This window comes from Herbaspirillum frisingense GSF30, assembly GCF_000300975.2.
GTDB classification, from domain to species: Bacteria; Pseudomonadota; Gammaproteobacteria; order Burkholderiales; family Burkholderiaceae_D; genus Herbaspirillum; species Herbaspirillum frisingense.
Window position 1 is genome coordinate 12,377 of the sequence record NZ_AEEC02000010.1, and the last position, 23,542, is coordinate 35,918.

Below are 23,542 nucleotides of genomic sequence, written 5' to 3' on the forward strand. Positions count from 1 at the left end.
GGGGGGGGGAAATCAGCGTCGGAGTCAGCGTCCGTAGTGGGCGGTCAGTCGGGCCTGGCCGAGCACCGAGGCATTGAGCATGAAGCCGAGCATAGCACCGCTGGCTTGTGCGTCCAGTGGCAACTTGTCGGTTTTCAAGGCCCAGACCACGAATTGATAACGGTGCGGCTTGTCGCCTTCCGGCGGGCAGGCGCCGCCGAAGCTGCTGCTGCCGAAGTCGGTGCGGCCCTGGATGGCGCCGGCCGGCAAGCCCTTGCCCTCGGCGGTGATCCCGCCCGGCAGGCTGGTCACCGAGGCAGGGATGTTGAATACCGTCCAGTGCCACCAGCCACTGCCCGTTGGTGCATCGGGATCGTAGACCGTGACGGCAAAGCTCTTGGTGCCGGCTGGCGCGCCCGACCAGGACAATTGCGGCGAACGGTTCAGGCCGTTGCAGCCGAAGCCTTGGAAGACCTGGGCGTTGCTCAGGGTCTGGCCTTCCTGGATGTCCTTGCTGGTCACGCTGAAGTCGGCCGCCTGGGCCGACAGTGCGGAAAGCGTCAGGGCTGCGCTGGTGGCCAGGGTAGCGGCCAGGTGTTTGGGATGGTTCATGCATGTGCTCCACAGGGGTTGAAGAGCGCTCATCGTAGAGGCCACGCCTGCCGCCCATGGTGCAGAAAACGTCAGGCGCGGTGCAGAAGGCGTCATCCTGCCCGCCGCACATCGACTGGCTCCATCGCCGGCCGCCCTGGCCTGATCAAAAGCCTCCGCTGGCTCTATGGCCTTCAGGCCAGGCTCCAGTAGGCTGTGCCGTATTCGCCTGTATCAGGTATCCCATGGAGTTCGCATGTCCTCGCCATCCCATTCGCTCAGCACCGCACCGGCCGTGACGGTGGAAACCCTGCAGGCCTTCTCCGATGCCTGGAACCGCCACGACATCGCTGCCCTCATGAGCTACATGCACCCCGACTGTGAATTCCTCACTGCCGCCGGGCACGATGCCCACGGCACCCGCCATGCCGGCCAGGAGGCGGTCGCCAAGGCCTTTGCCTCGGCCTGGGTCGCCGTGCCCGATGCGCAGTGGCGCAATGGTCGCCATTGGGTGTCCGGCGAGCGTGGCGTGTCCGAATGGACCTTTACCGGCACCGCCGCCGATGGCTCGCCCATCGAGGCCGACGGTGTCGATCTGTTCATCTTCCGCGATGGCAAGATCCTGCAGAAGAACGTCTTCCGCAAGAACCGCACGGTCAGGCCGGCCTGATCCGCAGCAAACACCGCGCCGCCCGCTCACCGCTTCCAAGGCCACTGCCATGAACAGCCTGTCCCGCGCCGAAGTCGGCGCTGCCTTCACCGATTCCCGCGCCCCTGCCACGCCCTACGATCCGGCCTTCGATCCGCTGGTCTCGCGCTCGCCCGGCCATAACATGCAGTACGCGCCGACCTACTGGATCGCCAGCGCGGGTGATCCGCCGCCGGACGATGGCCCTATCACGGGTGACACCGATGCCGACGTGGTCATCATCGGCTCCGGTTTCACCGGCCTGGCCACGGCCTTGTTCCTGGCACGCGAGCACGGTATCCGCGCCACCGTGCTGGAAGCCAACCAGGTCGCCTGGGGCTGCACCAGCCGCAATGGCGGCCAGGGGCAGAACGCCAGCGGTCGCCTGTACCGCTCGCAGTGGATTGCCCGCTGGGGTTTGCCGACCGCGCTGAAGCTGGACGAGGAAATCCGCAACGGCTTCGAGACCTTCCGCCAGCTCACCGAGGAAATCGATTGCGATCCCCAGCCTGGCGGCCATCTCTACATCGCCCATCGGCCCAAGAAGATGGACTTCCTGCGCAACGAAGCCGAGGTCATGCGCAGCCGCTTCGGTTACGACACCCGTATCCTCACCGGCGAGGAAGTGCGGCGTGACTGGTGCGGCGACCGCGAGGCTGCCGGCGCCATGCACGAACCGGTGGGCATCTGCGTGCATCCGCTGAAACTGGCCTTCGGCTACATGAAGATGGCCCGCGCACTGGGCGCCCGGGTGCATCCCTCCAGCCCGGTGACGGGCTGGGAAACGCGCAATGGCGTGCATCACCTGCGTACCCCCGGCGGGGTGGTGCGGGCGCGCGCGGTGGCGGTGGCCACCGGGGCCTACGGCCTGCAGGGCTTGACGCCTCTGCTGAAGAATCGCGTGTTCCCGGTATTGTCCAATTCCATCGTCACGCGCCCGCTCACCGACGAAGAACTGCAGGCCACCAACTTCCTGACCCATCAGGCCATCACCGATACCCGCACGCTGCGCTTCTACTACCGCCTGCTGCCGGACCGCCGGGTGCAGATCGGCAGCCGCAGCGCCATCAGTGGCGCCGCCGCCCATCAGGAGCATCACTACCGCCTGCTGGTCGACGGGCTGGCCCGCAAGTTTCCCGCCCTCAAGGGCATCCGCATCGATCACTCCTGGTGGGGCTGGGTCGATGTCAGCCACGACATGATGCCGCGCGTGGTGCAGCCTGATCCGGCGCAGAGCATCTACTACGCCCTGGGCTATGGCGGCAACGGCGTCTCCTTCTCGGCCCATGCCGGGCGTCGCATGGCCGAGCGCGTGGCCGGCCTGCGTGGGCCGGAAATCGAGCTGCCCATCTACGACAGCGCCTTGCCCTTCCCGCGCCAGGGCGAGTGGGCCGCACCCTTCCGCCGCCTGGGGCAGAGCATGCTCTATCGCTGGTACTGGCTGCGTGACGAAATCCTGTAGGCAGGGATAAGGGAAGAGACAAGGGCCGTGCGGGGCGTGCGCCCTGCACGGCTGCAAGACGCTGAAGGAGAGTGTCTCCTCAGCGCAGGCGACAGCGCGGCACCAGGGCCGCCAGCGCCGCAATCCCGGGTTCGATGCGTTCGGCCTGGATGGATGAAAACCCCAGCCGCAGTCCATTGACCTTGCCCGGTTCGGCCAGCCAGAAGGCCTCGCCTGATTCCACCAGGATGCCTTGCTCGAAGGCCGCCTGCCGCAGCAGCCGGGTATCGATCTCCGGCGCAAAGCGTCCCCACAAGGCAGAGCCGCCATCCGGTGGCGTGAAATCCATCATCGGCAGATGCGTGCGCACTGCGTCGATCAGGAGACCCGCCCGGCGCGCCAGTTCATCGCGCATCAGGTGCAGGAAGCGGTCGTAATGGCCGTGCGAGATGAACAGCGCCGCCGCCAGCTGGTTGTTGGTGGCCGGATGGCGGATCATCAGCCGCCGCAAGGCGCGCAGCCGCACCACCACCTCCGCCGGTGCCACGATATAGCCGATGCGCAGGCCCGGCGAAAGCGTCTTGGACAGGCTGCCGATGTAGATCACCCGGCGCTCATGGTCGATGGCCTTCAGGGCCGGGGAGGGCTTGCCGACGTATTGCATCTCGGCGTCGTAGTCGTCTTCGATGATCACACCATCATGGGTGCGCGCCCATTCCAGCAAGGCCAGCCGCCGCTCGGTGGAGAGCGTGATACCGGTCGGGCACTGGTGGCTGGGCGTGCAATACAGCATGCTGGCCTGGGCCAGCACCGCCGGATCGGGCAGCACGCCATCGCGGTCCACCTCCAGCCCCACCAGTTGCGCGCCCCGGCGCAGGAAGATGTTGCGGGCATCCATGTAGCCCGGATCTTCCACCGCCACGGTGGAGCCAGGCGGCGTCAGCAGTTCGCTCACCAGGTACAGGGCCTGTTGCGCCCCCACTGTCAGCAGTACCTCGTCCCGGCGCGCCGCGATCCCGCGCCGGGGCAGCACGCGCTTGATCAACTGGTCCACCAGGGAGGCATTGTCGTGGTCGATGGCATCCGGCGCCCAGCCCCGGATCGAGCTCACGTCCAGCGCCTGGCGGCTGCACTCACGCCAGTCGGCGATGGGGAACAGGCTGGGATCGAACTGGCCATACAGGAAGGGATAGCGATGGCGCTGCCAGTCTTCCGGCTTGTCCAGCCATTTGATGCCGGCAGGCTCAGCCTGCATGCGCGCCTGCCAGTCCACCCCCTGCGGTGCCTCGCGACGGGGATGGTCGGGCGCGGTCTGCGCCGGCCGGTGGTGGTGCAGGTAACGCTCGCTGACGTAGTAGCCGTTGCGCGGACGGTTTTCCAGGTAGCCGTCCTCGGCCAGCTTTTCATAGACCAGCACCACGGTATTGCGTGAAATGGCCAGCATGTCGGCCAGCTCGCGGCTGGAGGGCAGGCGCATGCCGGGCGCCAGTCGCCCGTCCAGCACGGCATCGACGAAGCACACCCGCAACTGGCTCTGCAGGGTACTGCCCTGGCGCTCCGGCTCGGGAAAGATCTGTCGCCACATCACCTGATGGGCCTGGTGGTCACGCACGCCTTTGCTCCGCTGTCCCAAAGCCTGCGTTGTCGCAGGAAGCGTGCCAGCAGCCGGCTGTGCGGGTTTCACATCTTGCCCTTCCACGGAATCAGCTTTTCTTCCATCTTGCGCATGAGCAGGTCGATCAGGTAGGCCAGCACGCCGATGACGATGATGCCCATGATCACGATGTCGGTACGCAGGAAGTTGGAGGCATTGAGCACCATCTGCCCGATGCCGGCGGTGGCCGCCACCATCTCGGCCGCCACCAGGGTGGTCCAGCCGAAGCCCACGGCGATGCGCATGCCGGTCAGGATTTCCGGCAGTGCCGCCGGAAACACCACCATGCGGATCACCTGCCAGTTGCTCGCACCCAGCGAGCGCGCTGCATTGATCTGTTCGATCGCCACCGAGCGCACGCCGGCCTTGGAAGCCATCGCCAGCGGGGCGAAGCAGGCCAGGTAGATCAGCGTGACCTTGGCGCTTTCATCGATACCCAGCCAGATCACGATCAGCGGCAGGTAGGCCAGCGGCGGCAGCGGTCGATAGAACTCGATGATCGGGTCGGCGATGCCGCGCACCAGGCGCGAGGTGCCCATGGCCAGGCCCACCGGCACGGCCGTGACCACAGCCAGCAGGAAGGCCGCCATCACCCGGCTCAGGCTGATGAGCACGTGTTGCGCCAACGGCGTGTCGCCCTGGGTCTGGCCGTGCAGGGCGCCAATCAGTGCATCCAGGGTGGCCTGCGGGGTGGGCAGGAACAGCGGCTTGATCCAGTGCAGGCCGGTGGCGATCCACCACAGCAGCAGCAAGGCCACCAGGGTGATGGTGCTGATCAGCCAGGTGCTGCCCTGGCCCGGGGCGCCATAGTTGCGCGGGCGCCGGCGACGGCGCGGGGCAGTGGCCTGGGCGGATGCGGTGGCCGCAGGGCGGGTAGTGGGGGGCATGGTGGTCTCCTGCGCCGGCTTGGTGACGGCGGTGGCGGTGGTGCTGTTCATCAGTGCATCCCGGTCGACGAGGTTTGGTGGACCAGCGCCAGCACGCGTTCGCGGGCGGCGATGAATTCAGGATCGGCCTTGGTACCGCGGGCATCGCGGGTGGCCAGGTAGCGGCGGGCGAAGGGCATGCTCAGGTCATGCACCACGCGGCCTGGGCTGGGCGCCATCACGATCAGGCGGGTGGCCAGGAACAGGGCTTCCTCCACATCGTGGGTGATGAAGAAGAACACCCCCTGGGACTCGTTCCAGAGGTCCAGCAGCAGTTCCTGGATGGCTTCGCGGGTGAAGGCGTCGAGCGCGCCCAGCGGTTCGTCCAGCAACATCACCGAGGGCGAGGAGGCGATGGCGCGCGCCACCCCCACGCGCTGCTGCATGCCGCCCGACAGTTCATAGACCTGCTTGTGGGCCGAGGACAGCAGGCCCACCTTGTTGAGACATTCGAGGGCGATGCGGCGCCGCTCGTGCAACGGCATCTTGCGCAGCTTGAGGCCGAATTCGACGTTTTCCACCACATTCATCCAGGGCATCAGCGCGTGCTTCTGGAACACCACGCCCCGGTCCGAACCGGGACCGTCCACCGCCTCGCCGGCCAGCCGGATTTCGCCCCGCGTGGGCGGGATGAAGCCGGCAATGGTGTTGAGCAGGGTGGTCTTGCCGCAGCCGGAGGCCCCCAGCGCCACCACGAACTCGCCAGCCGGGATGGACAGCGAGACCTGGTCCAGCGCCAGGCTGGGCGGCCCCTTGCGGGCCGGGTATTCGATCGAGACCTGGTCGATTTCAAGCATGCTCGCGCTCCAAGGATGAATGGGTGAAAAAGGGATGGGACGACGACCTTACTTGCCGGCCGCGATGGCCTTGACGTACTGGTCGGTCACGCCCACCGAGTAGTCCGGCAGGATGGCCTGCAGGGTCTTCTGTTCTTTCAGGAACTCGGCCGTGGCCTGCAGCGACTTGACGGCACCGGCCTCCTTGCCGCCCGAGAGCCACTTGGTGGAAGCCTGTTCGGCCGGCGTCGGGAACTGGTAGAGCTTCAGTGCTGCCGCCACCTCGCCCGGCTCGCCACCGGAGATGGCCGCCACCGCCTTGCCCTGCGCGGTGTCGCCGGTCCATTGACCCGGGTTGGCGCGATACATGGCGTCGTACTTGGCCAGCATGCGGGTGAAGCTGATCATGAACTTCTCATGCTCCTTGGCCCAGTCGCGGTTGACCACGAAGCCGTCGAAAGTGGCGATGCCGGTCTGGGCGGCGATCTTGCCGGAGCTGGTCACCACCGTGCCACTGGCGCTGATCTTGGCCAGCACCGGGTTCCAGACGAAGGCGGCATCGATGTCGCCGCGCTCCCAGGCCGCGGCGATCTCGGGCGGGCGCATGTTGAGCACCTTCACGTCGGCCGCCGACAGGCCGGCCTGCTTGATCGCCATGAGCGCATGGAAGTGGCTGGTGGAGACGAAGGGCACGCCCAGGCGCTTGCCCTTGAGCTGCGCCACCGAGCTGATGCCGGACCCGTTGCGGGCCACCATGGCCTCGGCGTCGTTGATGTTGTCCAGGATCCAGAACAGCTGGATCGGCAGGCCCTGCGACAGGCCGGCCGCCACCGGGCTGGAACCGGCTTCACCGATCTGCACGTTGCCCGAGGCCATGGCGCGGATGACGTCGCCGCCACCGCCGAACTTGCGGTAGTTGACCTTGTAGCCGGTTTCCTTGGCGGCTTCGTCAAGCTGCTGGGCATAGCGCCAGGGGACCATCATGTCCTGGTAGGCGATGGTGACTTCCTTGTCGGCGGCCAGGGCCAGGGAACTGACGCTGACGGCGGAGAGCAGGCAGACGCCGGCCAGCAGGCCGGTCAGGGTAGGACGAAGTGCGAATGCTTTCATGGAGAACCCCTCGTTATCGTGATGTGGCGATGTGAGCAAGGAACGCGGCCCGTGGCTGGCACGCGGTTGCCCGTTTCGGTGTTGGCAACACGCCTACTCTGACGCAGAAACTGCGCCAGCCGATGGAGCCACAGCGGCCTTTCGATTGGACCAGCGCAGCCATGCCTGGTCCGCCGCGTTCTGGCAATGCCGATATCGCTGCGCTCCGCGCCTCCGCCGGCTTCCCGGCGTGGATGCTGTACAGCGGGCAGGGCGCGGCACTGCTTTCGTGCTGTCTTCGTACCATTGTTGTGCGCCTTGCCCACCTGCGGTGCTGTCGTGGCTGGCTCCATGGAAAGGTCTCGCTGGTCTTATGGTCCAGCCGGTGCCGATGCAATGATTGCACCATGTCCCGACTTATCCCTTCTTCTTGCCGCGTGTGCCATCCCGAGGTGGTCGCATGAGCGCCTCCCTGTCGCTGGTCGCCGGCCTCATGGCGGTCAGCCTGCTGGCCGGTCTCACCAAGGGCGTGACCGGCTTTGGCGGGGCGCTGGTCATGGCGCCGCTGTTCGGCCTGGCGCTGCCGTCGTCAGAGGCGGCGGCCCTGATCGTGCTGGTCAATTGCGCGGCGTCGCTGCAGGGCTGGCGCGGCTGGATCCGGCAGGCCCACTGGCCTACGGTGTTGCCGCTGGCGGCCATCGCACTGGCCTGTACGGCGGTGGGGGTGCGGCTGATCGCCAGCGGCAGCCTGCCCGACATGCATCGCCTGATCGGCCTGTGCGTGCTGGCGGTGACCGCCCTGCACGTGCTGGGCTGGCGCTGGCGCCATGGGGGCGGCGCCACGCCGACGCTGGCGGCCGGTGCGGTATCGGGACTGATGACAGCGCTGTGCGGGATCGGCGGGGTGGCGGCGGTGTACTACTTCAATGGCATCCGGCGCGCTGAGGCAGGAGCGATACCGCAAGCGGCCGATCACGGGCAGGCACATGAGCAGGCCGCACACCTGCGCGCCAACCTGCTGGCTTACTTCATGGTGCTGTTCTTCGGCGCGGCCATGATCCTGGCCTGGGACGGACAGGTGGGTCTGCCGCAACTGGCGCTGACGGCCTGGCTGGTGCCGGCCTTCGCGGCCGGTGTGCTGGTGGGGGAACGGCTCTATGGCCTGCTGTCACCGTCATGGTTCCAGCGCATCGTGTCGGCGCTGCTGTTCTGTGCGGGGCTGGTGGCGCTGGCGGGATGAGCGGGATGCTGCGCTGATAGCAAGCAGCAGGCAGCAGGCAGCAGGTACAGCAGACGGGCTTGCATCAAATGGCCCGCCTGATGGCACAATCACGGCTTGCCCCTGATGTCGCCCTTTCCTGATCGCGCAGGCCACGTCCCTGCCCAAGAGCCCGCCATGAACCTGACTTCGCTCGCACTCCTTCTCGTCTTCCAGTGCCTGGGAGAAGGCGTCGCCCAGCTGCTGGGCCTGCCTATCCCCGGCCCGGTGATCGGCATGCTGCTGTTGCTGCTGGCCTTCCTGTCATCACCGCGCCTGGCTGAGCTGATGGAGCCCACTTCCTGGGGCATCCTGCAGCACCTGTCATTGCTGTTCGTGCCGGCCGGGGTGGGCGTGATCGCCGCCGCCGGCCAGCTCAAGGCCGACCTGCCGGCCATCGTGGTGGCGCTGGTGGCCAGCACGGTACTGGCCATCGCCGTGGGTGCGCTGGTGACGCAGGCGGCCATGAAGTGGCTTGGCAAGTCCGGTCCGCCTGCCCCGTCAGATCAGCCGACAACGCCCGACGCCGGCCAGGAGTCGCACTGATGCACGGCCTGGCACGTCTGACCGACATCTGGGTCTATCTCGCCGCCTCGCCGCTGCTGGGGCTGACCACCACGCTGGTGGCCTATCTGGTGGCGCTATGGGTGTATCGCCGGCTTGGTTTCAATCCGCTGGCCAATCCGGTGCTGATCGCCATCGCTATCGTGGTGAGCATCCTGACCGTGACCGGCACCCCCTACAAGACCTACTTCGAAGGCGCGCAGTTCGTGCACTTCATGCTCGGCCCGGCCACGGTGGCGCTGGCCATGCCGCTGTACAAGCAATGGAACAAGCTGCGTCACGCCGCCGTGCCGCTGCTGCTGGGCCTGGCAGCGGGGTCCATCACGGCGGTGGTGTCGGCGGTGGGCATTGCCTATGCCATGGGCGCTTCGCCGCAGATCATGGCATCGCTGGCGCCCAAGTCAGCCACCACGCCGATAGCCATGGCGATTTCGGAACGCTTCGGCGGCCTGCCTTCGCTGACCGCCGTGCTGGTGATCTGCACCGGTATCCTGGGGGCGGTGCTGGCGCGCTATGTGCTGAACTTCCTGCGCATCGACAGCCATCCGGTACGCGGCTTCGCGCTGGGCGTGGCCTCGCACGGCATCGGTACGGCGCGGGCGCTGCAGGTGAGCGCCGAGATGGGCGCTTTCGCTGGCCTGGGCATGGGGCTCAATGGGGTCTTCACGGCGATCGTGGTGCCGCTGGCGATGCCGGTGTTCCTGCGCTGGATCGGCGCCTGAGGCCGGCGCCGATTGCCTTGCCGGCTTACTTTGCTGGCTTATTTTGCCGGCTTACCTGGCCGGCTTGGGGCACCAGGGCGGTACCTTGAACTGTTCCACCAGAAAGTCGCGCATGCGCTGGACCTTGGGTGGCAGGTGGGTGCGGGTCGGGTAGAGCGTATGCACCACCAGTTGCTCACCGGTGCTCCAGCCCTCGAACAGTTCCACCAGTTGCCCCGAGGCGATGGCGGCATTGACGATGAAGTCCGGCTGGATCGCGATGCCCTGACCGGCGATGGCCATCTCGCGGCAGGTTACGCCATTGTTGACATAGACGGTGGAACGCACGCGCACATGGCAGGTGTCGCCATGCACATGCCTGAAGCTCCATTCGTCGCCATTGGCGCGGTAGCTGTAGGAAATGAAGGGGTATTCACGCAGCTCGGCCGGCGTCTCCGGCGTGCCGTGGCGGCGCAGGAATTCCGGCGAGGCGCAGGCAATCATGCGCACCGGCGCCAGTGGGCGCGCCACCATGCGGCTGTCACCCAGGGTGCTGATGCGGATGACCATGTCGAAACCTTCTTCGATCAGGTCGATGGTGCGGTCCGAGAGGGTGATGTTGAGCGTGATCAGCGGATTGTCTTCGGCGAATCGGCCCCATAGCGGCGCCAGCTGCTCCACCCCGAAATCCTGGGGCGCGCCGATGCGCAGGCGGCCGCAGGCCTGGTCGGAATTGAGCCCGACCTCGCTTTCCACGTCCTGTATCGATTCCAGCAATTCCTTGCAGCGGGCGAAATAGACGCGCCCTTCATCGGTCAGCGACAGCCGCCGCGTGGTGCGGTGGAGCAGGCGGATGCCCAGGAATTGCTCCAGCTCCGACACCTGGCGCGAGACGGCCGGCTTGGAAAGGCCGGTGACATCCACCGCGCTGACGAAGCTGCCGCTCTCGACCACGGCGACGAAGGTTTCCATGGCTTGCAACTTGTCCAAGCTGTCTCCGATCTGCAAGAAAAATACCGTCCAGCGTGCCACAGGCGCGCGGGCATGAACATGCTACGTTTGGATAATGGTCAGCATGGCCCCAACCATGCTCGGCACCTGGCGCTGGCGCGCTAGCGCACCCCGGCCGCCCAGCTCACCACCTCGGCCGCCAGCCGCTCGCTGGCCGCGCCGAAGGCGGTGACCACTTCCGGCACCTTGCTGCCAGCCACCGGTTGCACCACGGCAAAGCGGCGCGCCGCCAGTTGCTGGCGCGTGGTGGTATCGACCAGGCGGGCGTCATAGACGATCACCACCTGCGGTACACCGTTGCGATATTCGGTCTGGAAGGCAGCCAGCACGCCGTTGAGTTCGACCTCGGCCGCGATATTGGCATTGTCGCCGGACAATCGCGGGAAGCGGCCATCGGCCTGGAAGGCATCCAGCAGGCGGTCACGCAGCAGTTGCGGGGCCGGATCGCTCCAGCGTACGCCGGCATAGGACTTGATCATGTCGCCCTCGGGCAGCACCAGGATGCGTTCGCTGTCGACGCTGCGATTGGCGCTGGGCGTGACGATGCGCAGCGCCCGGTAGGGGCTGGCGCTGTTGCCTGTGCTGGCAGGCGTAGCCAAGGTCGGGGCCGGCAGGCGGTACACCGCCAGCGGGTCGGCCTTGGGCAGGATGGAGCAGGCCGTCAATGCCAGGCTGCCGGCCACGAGGGCGGTGCGCAGGAGCAGGGTCTTCATGGTTGGAATTCCTGGAGATTGTCTTGGCCCAGCAGATAGGCGCCGGGATTGTTTTCCAGCTTGCGGCTGATGGCCCGGACCGAGGCCAGTGTGCCGCGCAGTTCGGTGATGGCCGGGCCGATCTCGGCCACGCCCTGGGCGCCGTTGTTCAGCGCCGCCTGGTTCTGCTGGATCAGGGTTTCGATCTGCTGGCTGCTGGCGGCCAGCGAACTCATGGCCTTCTGCAGGTTGCCCATGGCGTCGTTGCCCCGGGTGGACAGCAACTGGTTGGCCGACTGCATGGCGATATTGGCCTGGCGCGCCGCCTCGGCCAGATCCTGCATGGCCCGGCCGACGTTGCCCCGCTGCGCGGCCAGGCTGCCGGTCAGCTGTTCCAGGTGGGCCAGGGTCTGGTTCAGGCGCTGCGCATTTTCCGGTGCCAGGAACTGCTTGGCATTGATCAGCACTTCATTGACGTTGGAGAGCAGGTCTTCGCCATTGGCCAGCAGCGAGGTCAGCGGCGAAGGGGAGGCGATGATGACCGGATCGTTGCCGTCTTTGGACTCCAGGCGCGGGCTTTGCGGCGAGCCGTTGGTCAACTGGATCAGGGCGGTGCCGGTGATGCCGGCCAGGGCCAGCTTGGCACCGGTGTCTTCCTTGATCGGTGCCTTGCCGGTCACGCGGATGCGCGCGCGCACCTTGCGCGGATCGGCCGGGTCCAGGCTCAGGCCGACCACGTCGCCCACCTTGATGCCGCTGTACTGCACCGGGCTGCCCCGGGACAGACCGCTGACGGCTTCGTTGAAGATCACCGTGTAGTAATCCACGTCGCGGTCCTGGCCGACCTTGGTCAGCCACAGGCAGAACAGCAGCGCCGCCAGCGCGACCAGGATGGTGAAGAGTCCGATGAGGACGTGATGTGCGCGGGTTTCCATCAGGGATGTCCTTGCTGGGTTGCGGTGGCGGCCGATCGCAGCGCAGCCACACTGGCGGCCCGTCCACGCGGGCCCTGGAAATATTGGCGTATCCACGGATCGTCGAAGGCTGCCACCGCTTCGATGCGGTCGGCCACCAGCACCCGTCGCGCCGACAGCACGGCCACGCGGTCGCAGATGGCATAGAGGGTGTCGAGATCGTGGGTGACCAGGAATACGGTCAGCCCGAGGGCGTCGCGCAGGGTCAGGATCAGGCGGTCGAAGGCGGCGGCGCTGATCGGGTCCAGGCCGGCGGTGGGTTCGTCCAGGAACAGGATGTCCGGGTCCAGCGCCAGGGCCCGCGCCAGCGCGGCGCGCTTGATCATGCCGCCCGAGAGCTCGGCCGGGAACTTGTCGCCGGCGGCAATGGGCAGGCCGGCCAGGGCCAGCTTCATGGCCGACACGCCCCGCGCCTGGTCGGCATCGAGGCCACCGTATTCGGTCAAGGGCAGGGCGATGTTTTCCAGCACCGTCAGCGAGGAGAACAGCGCACCCTGCTGGAACAGCACGCCAAAGCGGCGCTCGTAGCGCGAGCGCGCCTGGGTGGAGAGCGCCGACAGGTCCTGTCCGAACACCTTCACCTGCCCGGCGGCCGGACGTTGCAGGCCGACGATGCTGCGCAGGAGTACCGACTTGCCGGTGCCCGAGCCGCCCACCACGCCGAGGATTTCGCCGCGCCGCACCTGCAGGTCCAGCTGCTCGTGCACCACCTGGGTACCGAACTGGTTGCGCAGGCCGCGCACGTCGATGATGTTTTCGGTGCCGGTGTGAGCGGGGTCGTGGGGTGCGTTCACCATCCCATCTCCATGAAGAACAGGGCCGCCAGCGCATCCAGCAGGATCACCACGAAGATCGACTGCACCACGCTGGAGGTGGTGTGCTGCCCCACCGACTGCGCACTGCCGCTGACCTTGAAACCTTCATTGCAGCCGATGATGGCGATGACGAAGGCAAACAGCGGCGCCTTGACCATGCCCAGCACGAAATGGCGGATGCCCACATCCTGCTGCAGCAGCGACAGGAACATGGTGGGGCTGATGTCCAGCGACAGGGCGCACACCATGGCGCCACCGAGCAGGCCCGACATCATGGCAATGAAGGTCAGGATGGGCATGGACACCAGCAGCGCGATGATGCGCGGCAGGACCAGCAGGTTGACCGGGTCCATCCCGAGGGCGCGGATGGCGTCGATTTCCTCGTTGGCCTTCATGGAACCGATCTGCGCGGTAAAGGAGCTGGCGGTGCGCCCGGCCATCAGGATGGCCGTCAACAGCACCGCGAATTCGCGCAGGAAGGAAAACGCCACCAGGTCCACCGTATAGATGCTGGCGCCGAAATCGGCCAGCACCGTGGCGCCCAGGAAGGCCACCACCGCGCCCACCATGAAGGTCAGCAGCGAAACGATGGGCACCGCATCCAGCCCGGTCTGTTCGACCTGTGCCACCACGGCGGTGAAGCGCCAGCGCGAAGGGCGCCAGAAGGACGCCACCAGCGTCTGCAGGCACAGCCCTGAAAAGCCCAGCAGGCCGCGCGCGCAGGCACGCAGGCTGAGGGTGGCGATGCCGGCACGCTCCAGTACATCGGTGATCCAGGCCTGGGGCGGCGGCGCCGGCTTGGGAATGGCGATCGCCTTGGCGTCGGCCACGGCGGCCAGCAGGCCACGCCAGGCCGGCGCCAGGTCGCTGTCGTCACCGGTCTGGCGCAGTGCCGCCGGCACGCCCAGCAGATCCACCAGCATCTTGGCGCCCACGGTATCGAAGGCGGTCAGTGCAGAAAACGTCAGCACCAGATCGTCCCCCATGGCCGGCCGTTCCTGCGCGATCCGGCGCGACAGCGCGGGATAGTTTTGCAGTGTCCAGTCGCCCTCCACATGCAGCACGGGCGGGCTGGTCGGTTCCAGGCGGAAGGTGGCAGCGGTATTCAAGTCGGACGCGGGTGGGTGTATGGATGGGGATGCGGCAGTTTACCTACATTTAGCGCGTGCGTGCCAAATCGCTCATGGCACGGCGCCAAGTATTGCATGAGCCCGGTGCTTTGCGCCAGCGTGCCGGCAGGACTATCCCAAGAGGTAATTGTCCCGTGCCGGTGGCGCTTCTACCATGCGCACTTCCTGTCAGGGCGATGCAATGCGCGCCTGTCCATCCATGGAAAGCGTCGCGGCCACCCTGACGTTTTCTGCACCATGCGGCCTGTGCCGCCTTCTCCTCATGAAAAAACTCGTCCTCACTTTCACCGCCTGCGCCCTGGCCCAGACCAGTCTCGCGGCTCACGCAGAAGCCTCCAGCGTCACCGTCTACGGCGTCATCGACATGAGCATGGTCTATACCAGCAAGGTCGGCCCGGGCAACAACAGCCGCGTCAGTCTCGATTCGGGCGATGCCATGGCCTCGCGCATCGGCTTTCGCGGCAAGGAAGACCTGGGCGGCGGCCTGTCGGCCATCTTCCAACTGGAAACCGGCTTCAGCGCTGACGACGGCGCCATGGCCACGCCCGGCAGCCTGTTCGACCGCAAGTCGGTGGTCGGCCTCGCCGGTCGCTACGGCACCCTGACCGTGGGTCGCCAGACCGACTACCTCGAAGAGATCGGCCAGCAATACAGCTCCTTCCAGATCTTTGGCGGGGGCGGCGTGCGGGCCGGCCACTTCAACAGCCTCGACCGCCTGACCGGCGCCCGTACCAACAACTCGGTACGCTTCGACAGTGCCGAGTTCGGTGGCTTCAGCGGCAGCCTCTTCTATGGCTTTGGCGAAGTCGCCGGCAAGACCTCGGCCGGGCAGGCCTTCGGGGTTGGCGCCAACTACCGCAACGGCAATGCCGGCATCGGCGCGGCCTATTACCAGAGCCGCCTGGCGGCCGACGCCATACCGGCCAGTGCCGGTGATACCGACCTCAAGACCTTCACCCTGGGCGCCAGCTACCAGGCCGGCCCGGCCAAGCTGTTCGCAGCCTGGTCGCAGGTGCGTCGCCCGACCCAGCAGGCCCTGGGCAGTACCGGCCTGGTGGCCATCACCAGCGCCACCCGTGCCAATGTATTCGACGTCGGCGTGAACTATGCGCTCAACGCCAAGCTGCACCTGCTGGCGAGCGTCATCCATGACCGCGCCGACCTGGCACGCGCGGGGGCTGGTGCCACCCGTGGGCACACCACCCAGCTCAACCTGGGCGTGGATTACTTCCTCTCCAAGCGCACCGATGTGTACGCGATGGCCAGCCGCCAGTCAGCCAGCGACGTGATCAACCCCGGCGTGATCAGCGCCGCCTATTCCTCGGCTCCGTCCGACGACAGCAGCCAGAACGTGCTCCGCATCGGACTGCGGCACAAGTTCTGAGCCATCGAAACCAATGGATGGCAGCCATCAGCACGGTCATCACCCCCTCACCTGAGCACTTCGCTCAAGACGGCCCCTGTGAATCCGGGGCCGTTTTTCATTTCTCCGCCTGATCTCTGCCTGATTTCCGCATCGTCTTCGCCTGACGACGCTCGGGCCGTCCTTCGCGCCGCCAACAATGGCATCAGAAGTGACAAGAAATTCACCTTGCCCATCGCGCCGTTTCTGCGCAAACAGTCTTTTCAATTGCTGAAGATGTGAAGTTGTTTGCTGGTTCCGATGGTGCGCAAACATTCACTTGTAAAGCCATGAAGAGATGGCGAAGTTGTCCGTGCTCCAGGTTAGTCAAGGCGCCAAAAAACCATGGTGTGAATGATTCTTCATTTAGCCGACAAGTCGTCCTTCATAAACAAATTCTCCTGAATGAACAAGCTTCACCATGGTGCGATTGTCGCCGTTAGCAAGCTTCGATTGAATGGGCACGGGACGAAATATGAAGAATTTTGAAACCAGAAAATTCGGGATGAGCGCGATCGACATGAGCAGGCAATGAACAGATCTGCAAGATCAACGCATGAAACGTGAAGATAAAGGACAGGCTGCCGCCGGTTCCGGTCGTCTTTGCGGGTCATGGGGGTCCCACGCGAAAGGGCCGCGAGAAATGCTCGTCCGTGTCATTTCCTCCATGTCAGACAGCTCAGGAAAAACAATATGTCTATCACCATCACCAGCAATCGCATGAGTGGCCAGGCCGCGGCTTCATTGCCGTCTACGCCTACGCCCACATCCTCATCGACTGCCCGCAGTCGCAAGAGCACGTCCGTCTCCGTGACCAGCACCTCCAGCTTCCAGAGCGCGGGCGCACGGGCCCTGGACAGCATCCTGCCCACCAGTGCCTTTGCCGTACACCGCCCCGTGACGATCGGCAGCCGGGCGGCTGCCATCCCGTCACTGTCGGCTGGCAAGCCCATACAGCCGACCCAGCCGACCCAGGCCGACAGCGATTTCATCTGGCCCGCCGCCAGCCCCGAGCGCAACGCCGTCGCCAGCTGGAACAGCGGCCCCATCCGCCTGAACGTAGCCAGCACGGTCAAGAACATGGCCGACGCGCTGTCCGGCGCGTGGTCGTGCAGCGCCCCCCTCAGCGCCAGCTTCGGCTCGCCGATCGTGATCAACCGATCGTCCGGCACCACGGCGGGCGGCACCGCGACGCCGGGCGGGTGCGGACCGCTGTCGATGATCAGCTGTCCGTCCCTGCCCCTTGACGCCGGTCAGCATCTGCCCGGCGATCCAGGGCGTGGTGCCCACACTCAAGGCCGATCCAGCCAAGCCATGGATCGTCACCAAGGAAGTGGTGCCGCTGTCGCAGGCGTTCCCGCCCGGGGTCGTCATCGAGTTCCTGGACTGCACGCCGGTGCCCATCTCCAGCCTGGTCCCATCGGCCGGTCCCAAGCTGGTGCCGACATTGAAACCGCTGCCTGAACCGGTGCTCACGCCCGTGCTGACCCCGGTGGTCAAGCCGGTGCTGAAGACCGCCGATGCGCCGGTGGTCGCGCCTGGTGAGAAGCCGGTTCTGGTCACGACACCGGTGGCGACGCCGAAGTCGGTGCCGGTACCGGTGTCGGTATCGGTACCGGTACCGGCCAGCACGCCGGCAACATCCTCCCAGCCCGCCGTGGCCGGCCAAGCCAAGGGGGCGGGTGTCACCGACAGTACCAGCGGCAGCGCGGCGCAGACCCTGCCAGTCGTGGCGCTGGGTGCCGCCGTGGCGCTGCCTGCTGCCATGGCAGTGGCCGCACCCAAGTCGCCGGTCCTGCCCGACAGCCAGTTCCGCAGCCTGCGCGACAACGACAACACCCTCAAGCTGGAGGGTGGGCGCACCGTCAATTTCAAGCCGGGCGATATCAAGACCAAGGCCGGCGAACCTGACCTGTTGATCGGCACCGACGGCAACGACCGCCTTGATGACTGGGGTACCGGTCTGGACGAGGCCATTCGCCGCAACCGGCCGCGCTTCACCCGCTTTGTCGGCGGCGGTGGCGATGACGTGATCATCGGTGGCGCCAAGGCCGACACCATGTGGGGCGGTACCGGCAACGACATCATGCTGGGCCGCGATGGCGACGATACGCTCTATGGCGAAGAGGGCGACGATCGCCTCGACGGCGACAACGGCAACGACCTGCTGGTCGGCGGTGCCGGCAGGGATGACCTGGCCGGCGGCCTGGGCAACGACACCCTGTTCGGCGGCGATGGCGATGACCTGATGTATGGCTACCAGCTCTTCGGCAACCTGCAGCCCGCCTTGCTCCCGGGGCAGACCGACGACGACGTGATGGATGGCGGCGCCGGCAACGACACCATGAACGGCGGCTTCGGCAACGACCAGATGTGGGGCGGCACCGGTGATGACCGTCTGCGCGGTGGCAGTGGCGACGACAAGCTCTACGGCGACGAGGGCAACGACATCCTCTTCGGCGAAGACGGCAACGATGTCCTCATGGGCGGTGATGGCGACGACGAACTCTACGGCGATTTCCGGCGCGCCTATGCCTCGCCGGACAACGACGTCGGCGGCAACGACCTGCTCTATGGCGGCGCCGGCAAGGACAGCCTGTATGGCGGGGTGGGCGACGACCTGCTCGACGGCGGCAGCGGCGAAGACTACCTGGAAGGCGGCAAGGGCGACGACATCTACGTGGTCGACAACGTCAACGACAAGGTCGTCGAAAACGCCAACGAGGGTCACGACACCGTCATCGCCTCCTGCAGCTATACGCTGTCCGGTGAGGTGGAGGACCTGCGCCTGACCGAAGGCGGCGACTTCGATGCCATCGGTAACGCCCGCGACAACCTGCTCACCGGCAACAGCGGCGACAACGTCCTGGATGGCGGCAAGGGTATCGACACCATGATCGGCGGTCGCGGCAACGACACCTACATGGTCGACAACCTCGGCGACAAGATCGTCGAAAACGCCGGCGAGGGCATCGACACCGTGGTCTCCCGCATCAGCTACACCCTGGGTGACAACCTGGAAAACCTGACCCTGATGGACGCCAGCAAGCCGGAAAGCGAGATCATCAACGGCAAGAAGATGCTGACCTATGGCTCGCCGCGCTTCTACCTGCTCGATTACAAGCAGGGCGATGAGGTGCCGGGTTACAAGGGCACCTGCAGCGAGACCAGCGTGGCCAACGTCTGCGTCATGGCAGGCCTGTCGGTGAGCGAAGGGGACGTGGTCAAGAAGGCCATCGCCAACGGCTGGTGCAACACCTCGGCGGCCGACGAAAGCACCCGTGGCTCCAGCAACCCGTTCTCGCAGGTGGCCATGCTCAACAGCTATGGCCTGCGTGCCGAAATCGTCGACGGCTACAACATCAAGCGCATGGCCGAGCTGGTCCGCGATGGGCGCGGCGTGATGCTGTCGGTCAACGCCGGCAAGCTGTGGGGCGTGCCGGAGTACGTCGAGGGCGGCTGGGTCAACCACAAGATCACCGTCACCGGCGTGGTCTGCGACGCCGAGACCGGCGAGGTGGCCGGTTTCTACATCGCCGATTCCGGACGGGGCCGGACCAGCGACGGCTGCCGCTATCTCACCCTGGAGGAGGTGCGCAATGCCGCCGATGTGATCGGGGCCGGCATGATCACCACGCTGGAACCGATCAAGATGCGCGACCAGAACATGGACGCCATCGGCAACGCGCTGGACAACGTGCTCACCGGCAATCGCGGTAACAACCTCATGAAGGGCGGCAAGGGCAACGACACCCTGATCGGCGAAGCTGGCAACGACACCTATGTCTTCAGCCGGGGCGATGGTCGCGATGTCATCGTCGACAACGACAAGACCCGGGGTAACCTGGACGTGCTGCAGCTGACCGACATCAACCAGAACAACCTCTGGTTCAGGAGGTCCGGCAACGACCTGTACATCGACATCATGGGCAGCAGCGACCGCGTGACCGTGAAGGACTGGTACGTGGGCGGTGTCAGCGGTAGCGACAACCGCATCGAGCGCATCAAGACCGCCGACGGCAACACTCTCTACGACAGCGATGTCGACAAGCTGGTGCAGGCCATGGCCAGCTTCGCCCCGCCCGCCGCCACCCAGACCTCCTGGGTCAACGGGCAGACCAGCCAGGACAAGGTGCTCATGACCGTCACCCACTGAGCCTGAACCCCAAGCAAGTGTAGTACCCGACGCCGGGCCTTGCGCCCGGCGGCGACGCCATGCGTCCTCTGCGAGCAGGCAGGGCGGGGTAGGGCGTGCCGATGGCCATGGCCATCCACGCGAAGTATCTATTCAAGAATCCGGAAATCTATGAACCAGTCCGACAAGGATCCCGATCAGGCGGGGCAAGACAGTGCCCTGCAATGCCTGATGATGATGGCGCGCCTGCATGGCATCGCCGCCGATCCCGCGCAGTTGCAGCACCAGTTCGGGCGCGAGCCCTTCACCCTGGACAAACTCTTGCTGGGCGCGCGCGCCCTGGGCATGAGTGCGCGCTGCATCACCCAGGACCGCAAGCGCCTGGAACGCACGCCGCTGCCGGCCATCGGCGTGGACCGCCAGGGTCGTTATTTCATCCTGGCCAAGCTGGAGCAGGGACAGGCCAAGGACTGGGGCAGCCTGCGCATCCTCATCCAGCGGCCCGGACAGCCGCCACAGGTGCTGTCACGGCGCGATTTCGAGTCGCTGTGGTCGGGCCGGGTGATTCTGGTGACCAGCAAGGCGAGCTACGCCGGCGAATCGGCGCGTTTCGATTTTTCGTGGTTCATCCCGGCCGTGATCAAGTACCGCAAGGTGTTGGTGGAGGTCCTGGTGATCTCGCTGGTGCTGCAGATCCTGGGGCTGGTCACGCCCCTGTTCTTCCAGGTGGTGATGGACAAGGTGTTGGTCAATCACGCCATGATGACGCTCAACGTGGTGGCTGTGGCGCTGGTGGCCGCTACCCTGTTCGAGGCCGCCCTGACCGGCATTCGTACCGCCGTGTTCGCCCATACCAGCAGCAAGATCGATGTCGAGCTGGGCTCGCGCCTGTTCGCCCATCTGCTGAGCCTGCCGATCGGCTACTTCCAGGTGCGGCGCGCCGGTGACTCGATTGCGCGCATCCGCGAGCTGGAAAACATCCGCTCCTTCCTCACCAGCAACGCCCTGACACTGGTACTGGATATCGTTTTTTCCTTCATCTTCCTGGGTGTGATGCTGTGCTATAGCGTCACCCTGAGTCTGATCGTGCTGGCCTCGATCCCGCTGTACCTGGCGCTGTCGTTGGTATTTACGCCCATGCTGCGGGCGCGCCTGAACGACAAGTTCAACAAGAACGCCGAGAACCAGTCCTTTCTGGTGGAGACCCTGACCGGCATGGACACCGTCAAGTCCATGGCGGTGGAACCGCGCTGGCAACAGCGCTGGGACAAGCAACTGGCCGCCTATGTCGCCGCCAGCCTGGGCAGCACCAACATCGGGCTGCTGGCCAGTGGCGGCGTCACCCTGGTGAGCAAGCTGGTGACCGTGGGCATCATGTGGCTGGGCGCGCTGCTGGTGGTCAAGAACGAATTGACCGTGGGCGAGCTGGTCGCCTTCAACATGCTGGCCGGGCAGGTGGCTTCGCCTATCCTGCGCATGGCGCAGTTGTGGAACGATTTCCAGCAGGTCGGCATCTCCATGAGCCGGCTGGCCGATGTGCTGGACGCCCGCGCCGAAGTGGGCGGCAACCGCACCCGGCTGCCGCAGGTGAGCGGGGCCATCAGCTTCGACCAGGTGTCCTTCCGCTACCGCCCCGAAAGCCCGCCGGTGATCCATTCGGTTTCGCTGGAGATCGCGCCGGGCGAGGTCATCGGCGTGGTCGGCCGTTCCGGCTCCGGCAAGAGCACGCTGGCGCGGCTGGTACAGCGCCTCTACATCTGCGACAGCGGTCGCATCAGCGTGGACGGTCAGGATATCGCCGTCATCGACACTGCCTCGCTGCGCCGGCAGATCGGCGTGGTACTGCAGGAGAGCACGCTGTTCTCCCGCTCCATCCGCGACAACATCGCCCTGGCCGATCCGGCCCTGCCGATCGAAGACATCATCGCCGCCGCCCGCCTGGCCGGCGCCCATGATTTCATCTGCGAGCTGCCCGAAGGCTACGACACCGTGGTCGGCGAGCAGGGCAGTGGCCTCTCCGGCGGTCAGCGCCAGCGCATCGCGATTGCCCGCGCGCTCATCACCAACCCCGGCATCCTCATCTTCGACGAGGCCACCAGCGCCCTGGACTATGAGTCCGAAAAGATCATCCAGGACAACATGCGCCAGATCTGCGCCGGTCGTACCGTGCTCATCATCGCGCACCGGCTCTCGGCAGTGCGCGACGCCGACCGCATCGTCGTCATGGATCAGGGACGCATCGCCGAAAGCGGCCCCCACGCCGAACTGCTGGCACGGCCCGACGGCATCTACGCCCATCTCTACGGACTGCAGAGTCAGCAGGCCAGCCCCGCAGTGGCCGGCGCGGCGCTGCCCGAGGGAGGCGCGGCATGAGGATGCAACACCGTCGTCAGGCCTGGAGCGAGCTGGGCAACCGTTACGTCCGGGTGTTTCAGCATCACTGGAAGGCCCGCCACGCGCTGCCCAGCGATTTCTACAATCGCCAGGAAGCCGAATTCCTGCCCGCCGCCCTGGCCCTGCAGGAGTCGCCCGGTTCACCCAGTCTGCTGTGGACCGCCCGCCTGATGGTGGTCATGGTGGTCTTCGCCCTGGTCTGGTCGGTAGTGGGCAGATCGACATCATCGTCAGCGCCAATGGCAAGCTCATTCCGACGGTCCGCGTAAAAACCATTGCCTCGGTCGACCTGGCCAGCGTGAAGGGCCTGTTCGTTACCGAAGGCCAGCGTGTGGAGGCGGGTGATCTGTTGATCGCACTGGACTCCAGCAACAGCGATGCCGAACGCGCCAAGGCCGCCGATGCGGTGGCCCAGGCCAGGCTGCAGGCTGCGCGCGCCGCCGCCCTGATGGACGCTGTACAGAACCAGCAGCCGCCCGAACTGGGCAAGGTGGAAGGCGTATCCCCCGCCCAGTGGGCCTCGGTACGCAGCCAGCTGCAGGGCCAGTACCAGGAGGTGCGCGCTCGCCTGGCACGGCTGGATGACGAAATCTGGCGCTATGGCTCGGCCCTGCGCCTGGCCACCCAGCGCGCCCGCGACTACCAGGCACTGATGGCCGATCGCACTGTCTCCCAGCATGCCTGGCTGGAGCGCGAGCAGGCCCGCATCGACCTGCAGGGCCAGCTGTCCGACGCCCGCAACCAGCGCGCCGCGCTGATCGCCCAGACCCGGAAGGAAGCGCACGACAGCCGCGTGGAAGCCGAAAAGATCATCGAGGCCGCGCAGCAGGACCAGCTTCGCGCCGAGGAACACAGTCGTCTGCTCAGGCTCACCGCGCCGGTGACCGGGACGGTGCAGCAGGTGAGCGTGCATACCGTGGGCGGCGTGGTGCCGGCGGCGCAGCCGCTGATGCAGATCGTGCCGGAAGACAAGGAACTGGAAATCGAAGCCTTCCTGGAGAACAAGGATGTGGGCTTCGTCCAGGTCGGCCAGCAGGCCGAGGTCAAGCTGGACGCCTATGACTACACCAAGTACGGCACCCTGCGCGCCAAGGTCCGGCATGTCTCGCGTGACGCCATCCCGGACGAGAAGCGCGGCTTGCTCTATTCGGTACGCGTCGTGCTGGAAGACAAGAGCATCGTCATCGACGGCCAGCGCGTGGCGCTTTCGTCGGGCCTGGCCAGCAATGTGGAAATCAGGACCGGTAGCCGGCGCGTCATCGAATACCTGCTCTCGCCGCTGGTGCGCCACCAGAAGGAGGCCTTGCATGAACGTTGATGGA

Annotated in this window: 19 protein-coding genes and 1 pseudogene; 9 read left to right on the forward strand and 11 right to left on the reverse strand. The window is 66.0% G+C overall.

Translation table 11 applies throughout. The annotated features are described in order from the left end of the window. Positions 1-24: 24 nt before the first annotated feature. On the reverse strand, positions 25-591 hold the full coding sequence (locus HFRIS_RS08960) for a kinase inhibitor (RefSeq protein ID WP_006462981.1): 567 nt from the start codon (positions 589-591) through the stop codon (positions 25-27). A 235-nt stretch (positions 592-826) separates the two neighbouring features. Between HFRIS_RS08960 and HFRIS_RS08965 the strand changes: the two genes are divergently transcribed. Together HFRIS_RS08965 and HFRIS_RS08970 are read left to right on the forward strand one after the other, a co-directional pair. Next, positions 827-1,240 carry a nuclear transport factor 2 family protein gene (locus HFRIS_RS08965; RefSeq protein WP_006462982.1) on the forward strand — a complete coding sequence of 138 codons (414 nt, stop codon included), beginning with the start codon at positions 827-829 and terminating at the stop codon, positions 1,238-1,240. Between the two features lie 49 nt (positions 1,241-1,289). After that, positions 1,290-2,720 (forward strand): NAD(P)/FAD-dependent oxidoreductase, encoded by a 1,431-nt coding sequence (locus HFRIS_RS08970; protein ID WP_006462983.1) that lies wholly within the window; start codon positions 1,290-1,292, stop codon positions 2,718-2,720. A 79-nt stretch (positions 2,721-2,799) separates the two neighbouring features. Here the strand turns inward: HFRIS_RS08970 and pdxR are convergent, their stop codons facing one another. The 4 genes from pdxR to tauA all read right to left on the reverse strand — a co-directional run bounded on the left by pdxR (position 2,800) and on the right by tauA (position 7,165). Next, positions 2,800-4,311 carry a MocR-like pyridoxine biosynthesis transcription factor PdxR gene (pdxR, locus tag HFRIS_RS08975; RefSeq protein WP_006462984.1) on the reverse strand — a complete coding sequence of 504 codons (1,512 nt, stop codon included), beginning with the start codon at positions 4,309-4,311 and terminating at the stop codon, positions 2,800-2,802. A gap of 68 nt (positions 4,312-4,379) precedes the next feature. Beyond that, positions 4,380-5,291, reverse strand: a complete 912-nt coding sequence (locus HFRIS_RS08980; protein ID WP_006462985.1) for an ABC transporter permease subunit — start codon at positions 5,289-5,291, stop codon at positions 4,380-4,382. Continuing rightward, positions 5,291-6,076, reverse strand: a complete 786-nt coding sequence (locus tag HFRIS_RS08985; RefSeq protein WP_006462986.1) for a taurine ABC transporter ATP-binding protein — start codon at positions 6,074-6,076, stop codon at positions 5,291-5,293. Before HFRIS_RS08985 ends, HFRIS_RS08980 begins: the two co-directional genes overlap by 1 nt. Before the next feature lie 48 nt (positions 6,077-6,124). Further along, entirely contained in the window at positions 6,125-7,165 is a 1,041-nt protein-coding gene (gene tauA / locus HFRIS_RS08990) for a taurine ABC transporter substrate-binding protein (protein ID WP_006462987.1), read from the reverse strand. 439 nt (positions 7,166-7,604) lie between these two features. On the opposite strand from tauA, the gene HFRIS_RS08995 reads away from it, so the two are divergent. From HFRIS_RS08995 to HFRIS_RS09005, 3 genes are all read left to right on the forward strand, one after another. Next, entirely contained in the window at positions 7,605-8,384 is a 780-nt protein-coding gene (locus tag HFRIS_RS08995; protein WP_006462988.1) for a sulfite exporter TauE/SafE family protein, read from the forward strand. A gap of 156 nt (positions 8,385-8,540) precedes the next feature. Next, entirely contained in the window at positions 8,541-8,948 is a 408-nt protein-coding gene (locus tag HFRIS_RS09000) for a CidA/LrgA family protein (RefSeq protein WP_006462989.1), read from the forward strand. Next, on the forward strand, positions 8,948-9,688 hold the full coding sequence (locus HFRIS_RS09005) for an LrgB family protein (RefSeq protein WP_006462990.1): 741 nt from the start codon (positions 8,948-8,950) through the stop codon (positions 9,686-9,688). Before HFRIS_RS09000 ends, HFRIS_RS09005 begins: the two co-directional genes overlap by 1 nt. A 51-nt stretch (positions 9,689-9,739) precedes the next feature. Here HFRIS_RS09005 and HFRIS_RS09010 read toward each other — a convergent pair whose 3' ends face one another. The 5 genes from HFRIS_RS09010 to HFRIS_RS09030 form a co-directional block, all read right to left on the reverse strand. Then, positions 9,740-10,657: a LysR family transcriptional regulator gene (locus HFRIS_RS09010; RefSeq protein ID WP_039875092.1), complete on the reverse strand. Its 918-nt coding sequence runs from the start codon at positions 10,655-10,657 to the stop codon at positions 9,740-9,742. Positions 10,658-10,779: 122 nt separating this feature from the next. Next, complete coding sequence (locus tag HFRIS_RS09015) at positions 10,780-11,391, reverse strand: ABC-type transport auxiliary lipoprotein family protein (protein WP_006462992.1); 612 nt, start codon at positions 11,389-11,391, stop codon at positions 10,780-10,782. After that, positions 11,388-12,305, reverse strand: a complete 918-nt coding sequence (locus tag HFRIS_RS09020; RefSeq protein WP_006462993.1) for an MlaD family protein — start codon at positions 12,303-12,305, stop codon at positions 11,388-11,390. Before HFRIS_RS09020 ends, HFRIS_RS09015 begins: the two co-directional genes overlap by 4 nt. Continuing rightward, on the reverse strand, positions 12,305-13,141 hold the full coding sequence (locus tag HFRIS_RS09025) for an ABC transporter ATP-binding protein (RefSeq protein ID WP_006462994.1): 837 nt from the start codon (positions 13,139-13,141) through the stop codon (positions 12,305-12,307). Before HFRIS_RS09025 ends, HFRIS_RS09020 begins: the two co-directional genes overlap by 1 nt. After that, positions 13,135-14,268: an MlaE family ABC transporter permease gene (locus HFRIS_RS09030; RefSeq protein WP_006462995.1), complete on the reverse strand. Its 1,134-nt coding sequence runs from the start codon at positions 14,266-14,268 to the stop codon at positions 13,135-13,137. The genes HFRIS_RS09025 and HFRIS_RS09030 overlap by 7 nt, the downstream gene beginning before the upstream one ends. A gap of 283 nt (positions 14,269-14,551) precedes the next feature. On the opposite strand from HFRIS_RS09030, the gene HFRIS_RS09035 reads away from it, so the two are divergent. Continuing rightward, positions 14,552-15,673 (forward strand): porin, encoded by a 1,122-nt coding sequence (locus tag HFRIS_RS09035; RefSeq protein ID WP_006462996.1) that lies wholly within the window; start codon positions 14,552-14,554, stop codon positions 15,671-15,673. Between the two features lie 674 nt (positions 15,674-16,347). Here HFRIS_RS09035 and HFRIS_RS09040 read toward each other — a convergent pair. Continuing rightward, on the reverse strand, positions 16,348-16,878 hold the full coding sequence (locus HFRIS_RS09040) for a hypothetical protein (protein WP_039875094.1): 531 nt from the start codon (positions 16,876-16,878) through the stop codon (positions 16,348-16,350). 56 nt (positions 16,879-16,934) lie between these two features. Between HFRIS_RS09040 and HFRIS_RS09045 the strand changes: the two genes are divergently transcribed. From HFRIS_RS09045 to HFRIS_RS09055, 3 genes and pseudogenes are all read left to right on the forward strand, one after another. Next, positions 16,935-19,847, forward strand: coding sequence for a calcium-binding protein (locus HFRIS_RS09045; protein ID WP_006462998.1), 2,913 nt, complete (start codon positions 16,935-16,937; stop codon positions 19,845-19,847). 150 nt (positions 19,848-19,997) lie between these two features. Further along, entirely contained in the window at positions 19,998-22,199 is a 2,202-nt protein-coding gene (locus HFRIS_RS09050; RefSeq protein ID WP_006462999.1) for a type I secretion system permease/ATPase, read from the forward strand. Beyond that, a pseudogene (locus tag HFRIS_RS09055) lies at positions 22,196-23,538 on the forward strand (HlyD family type I secretion periplasmic adaptor subunit). Before HFRIS_RS09050 ends, HFRIS_RS09055 begins: the two are co-directional and overlap by 4 nt. Positions 23,539-23,542: the final 4 nt, after the last annotated feature.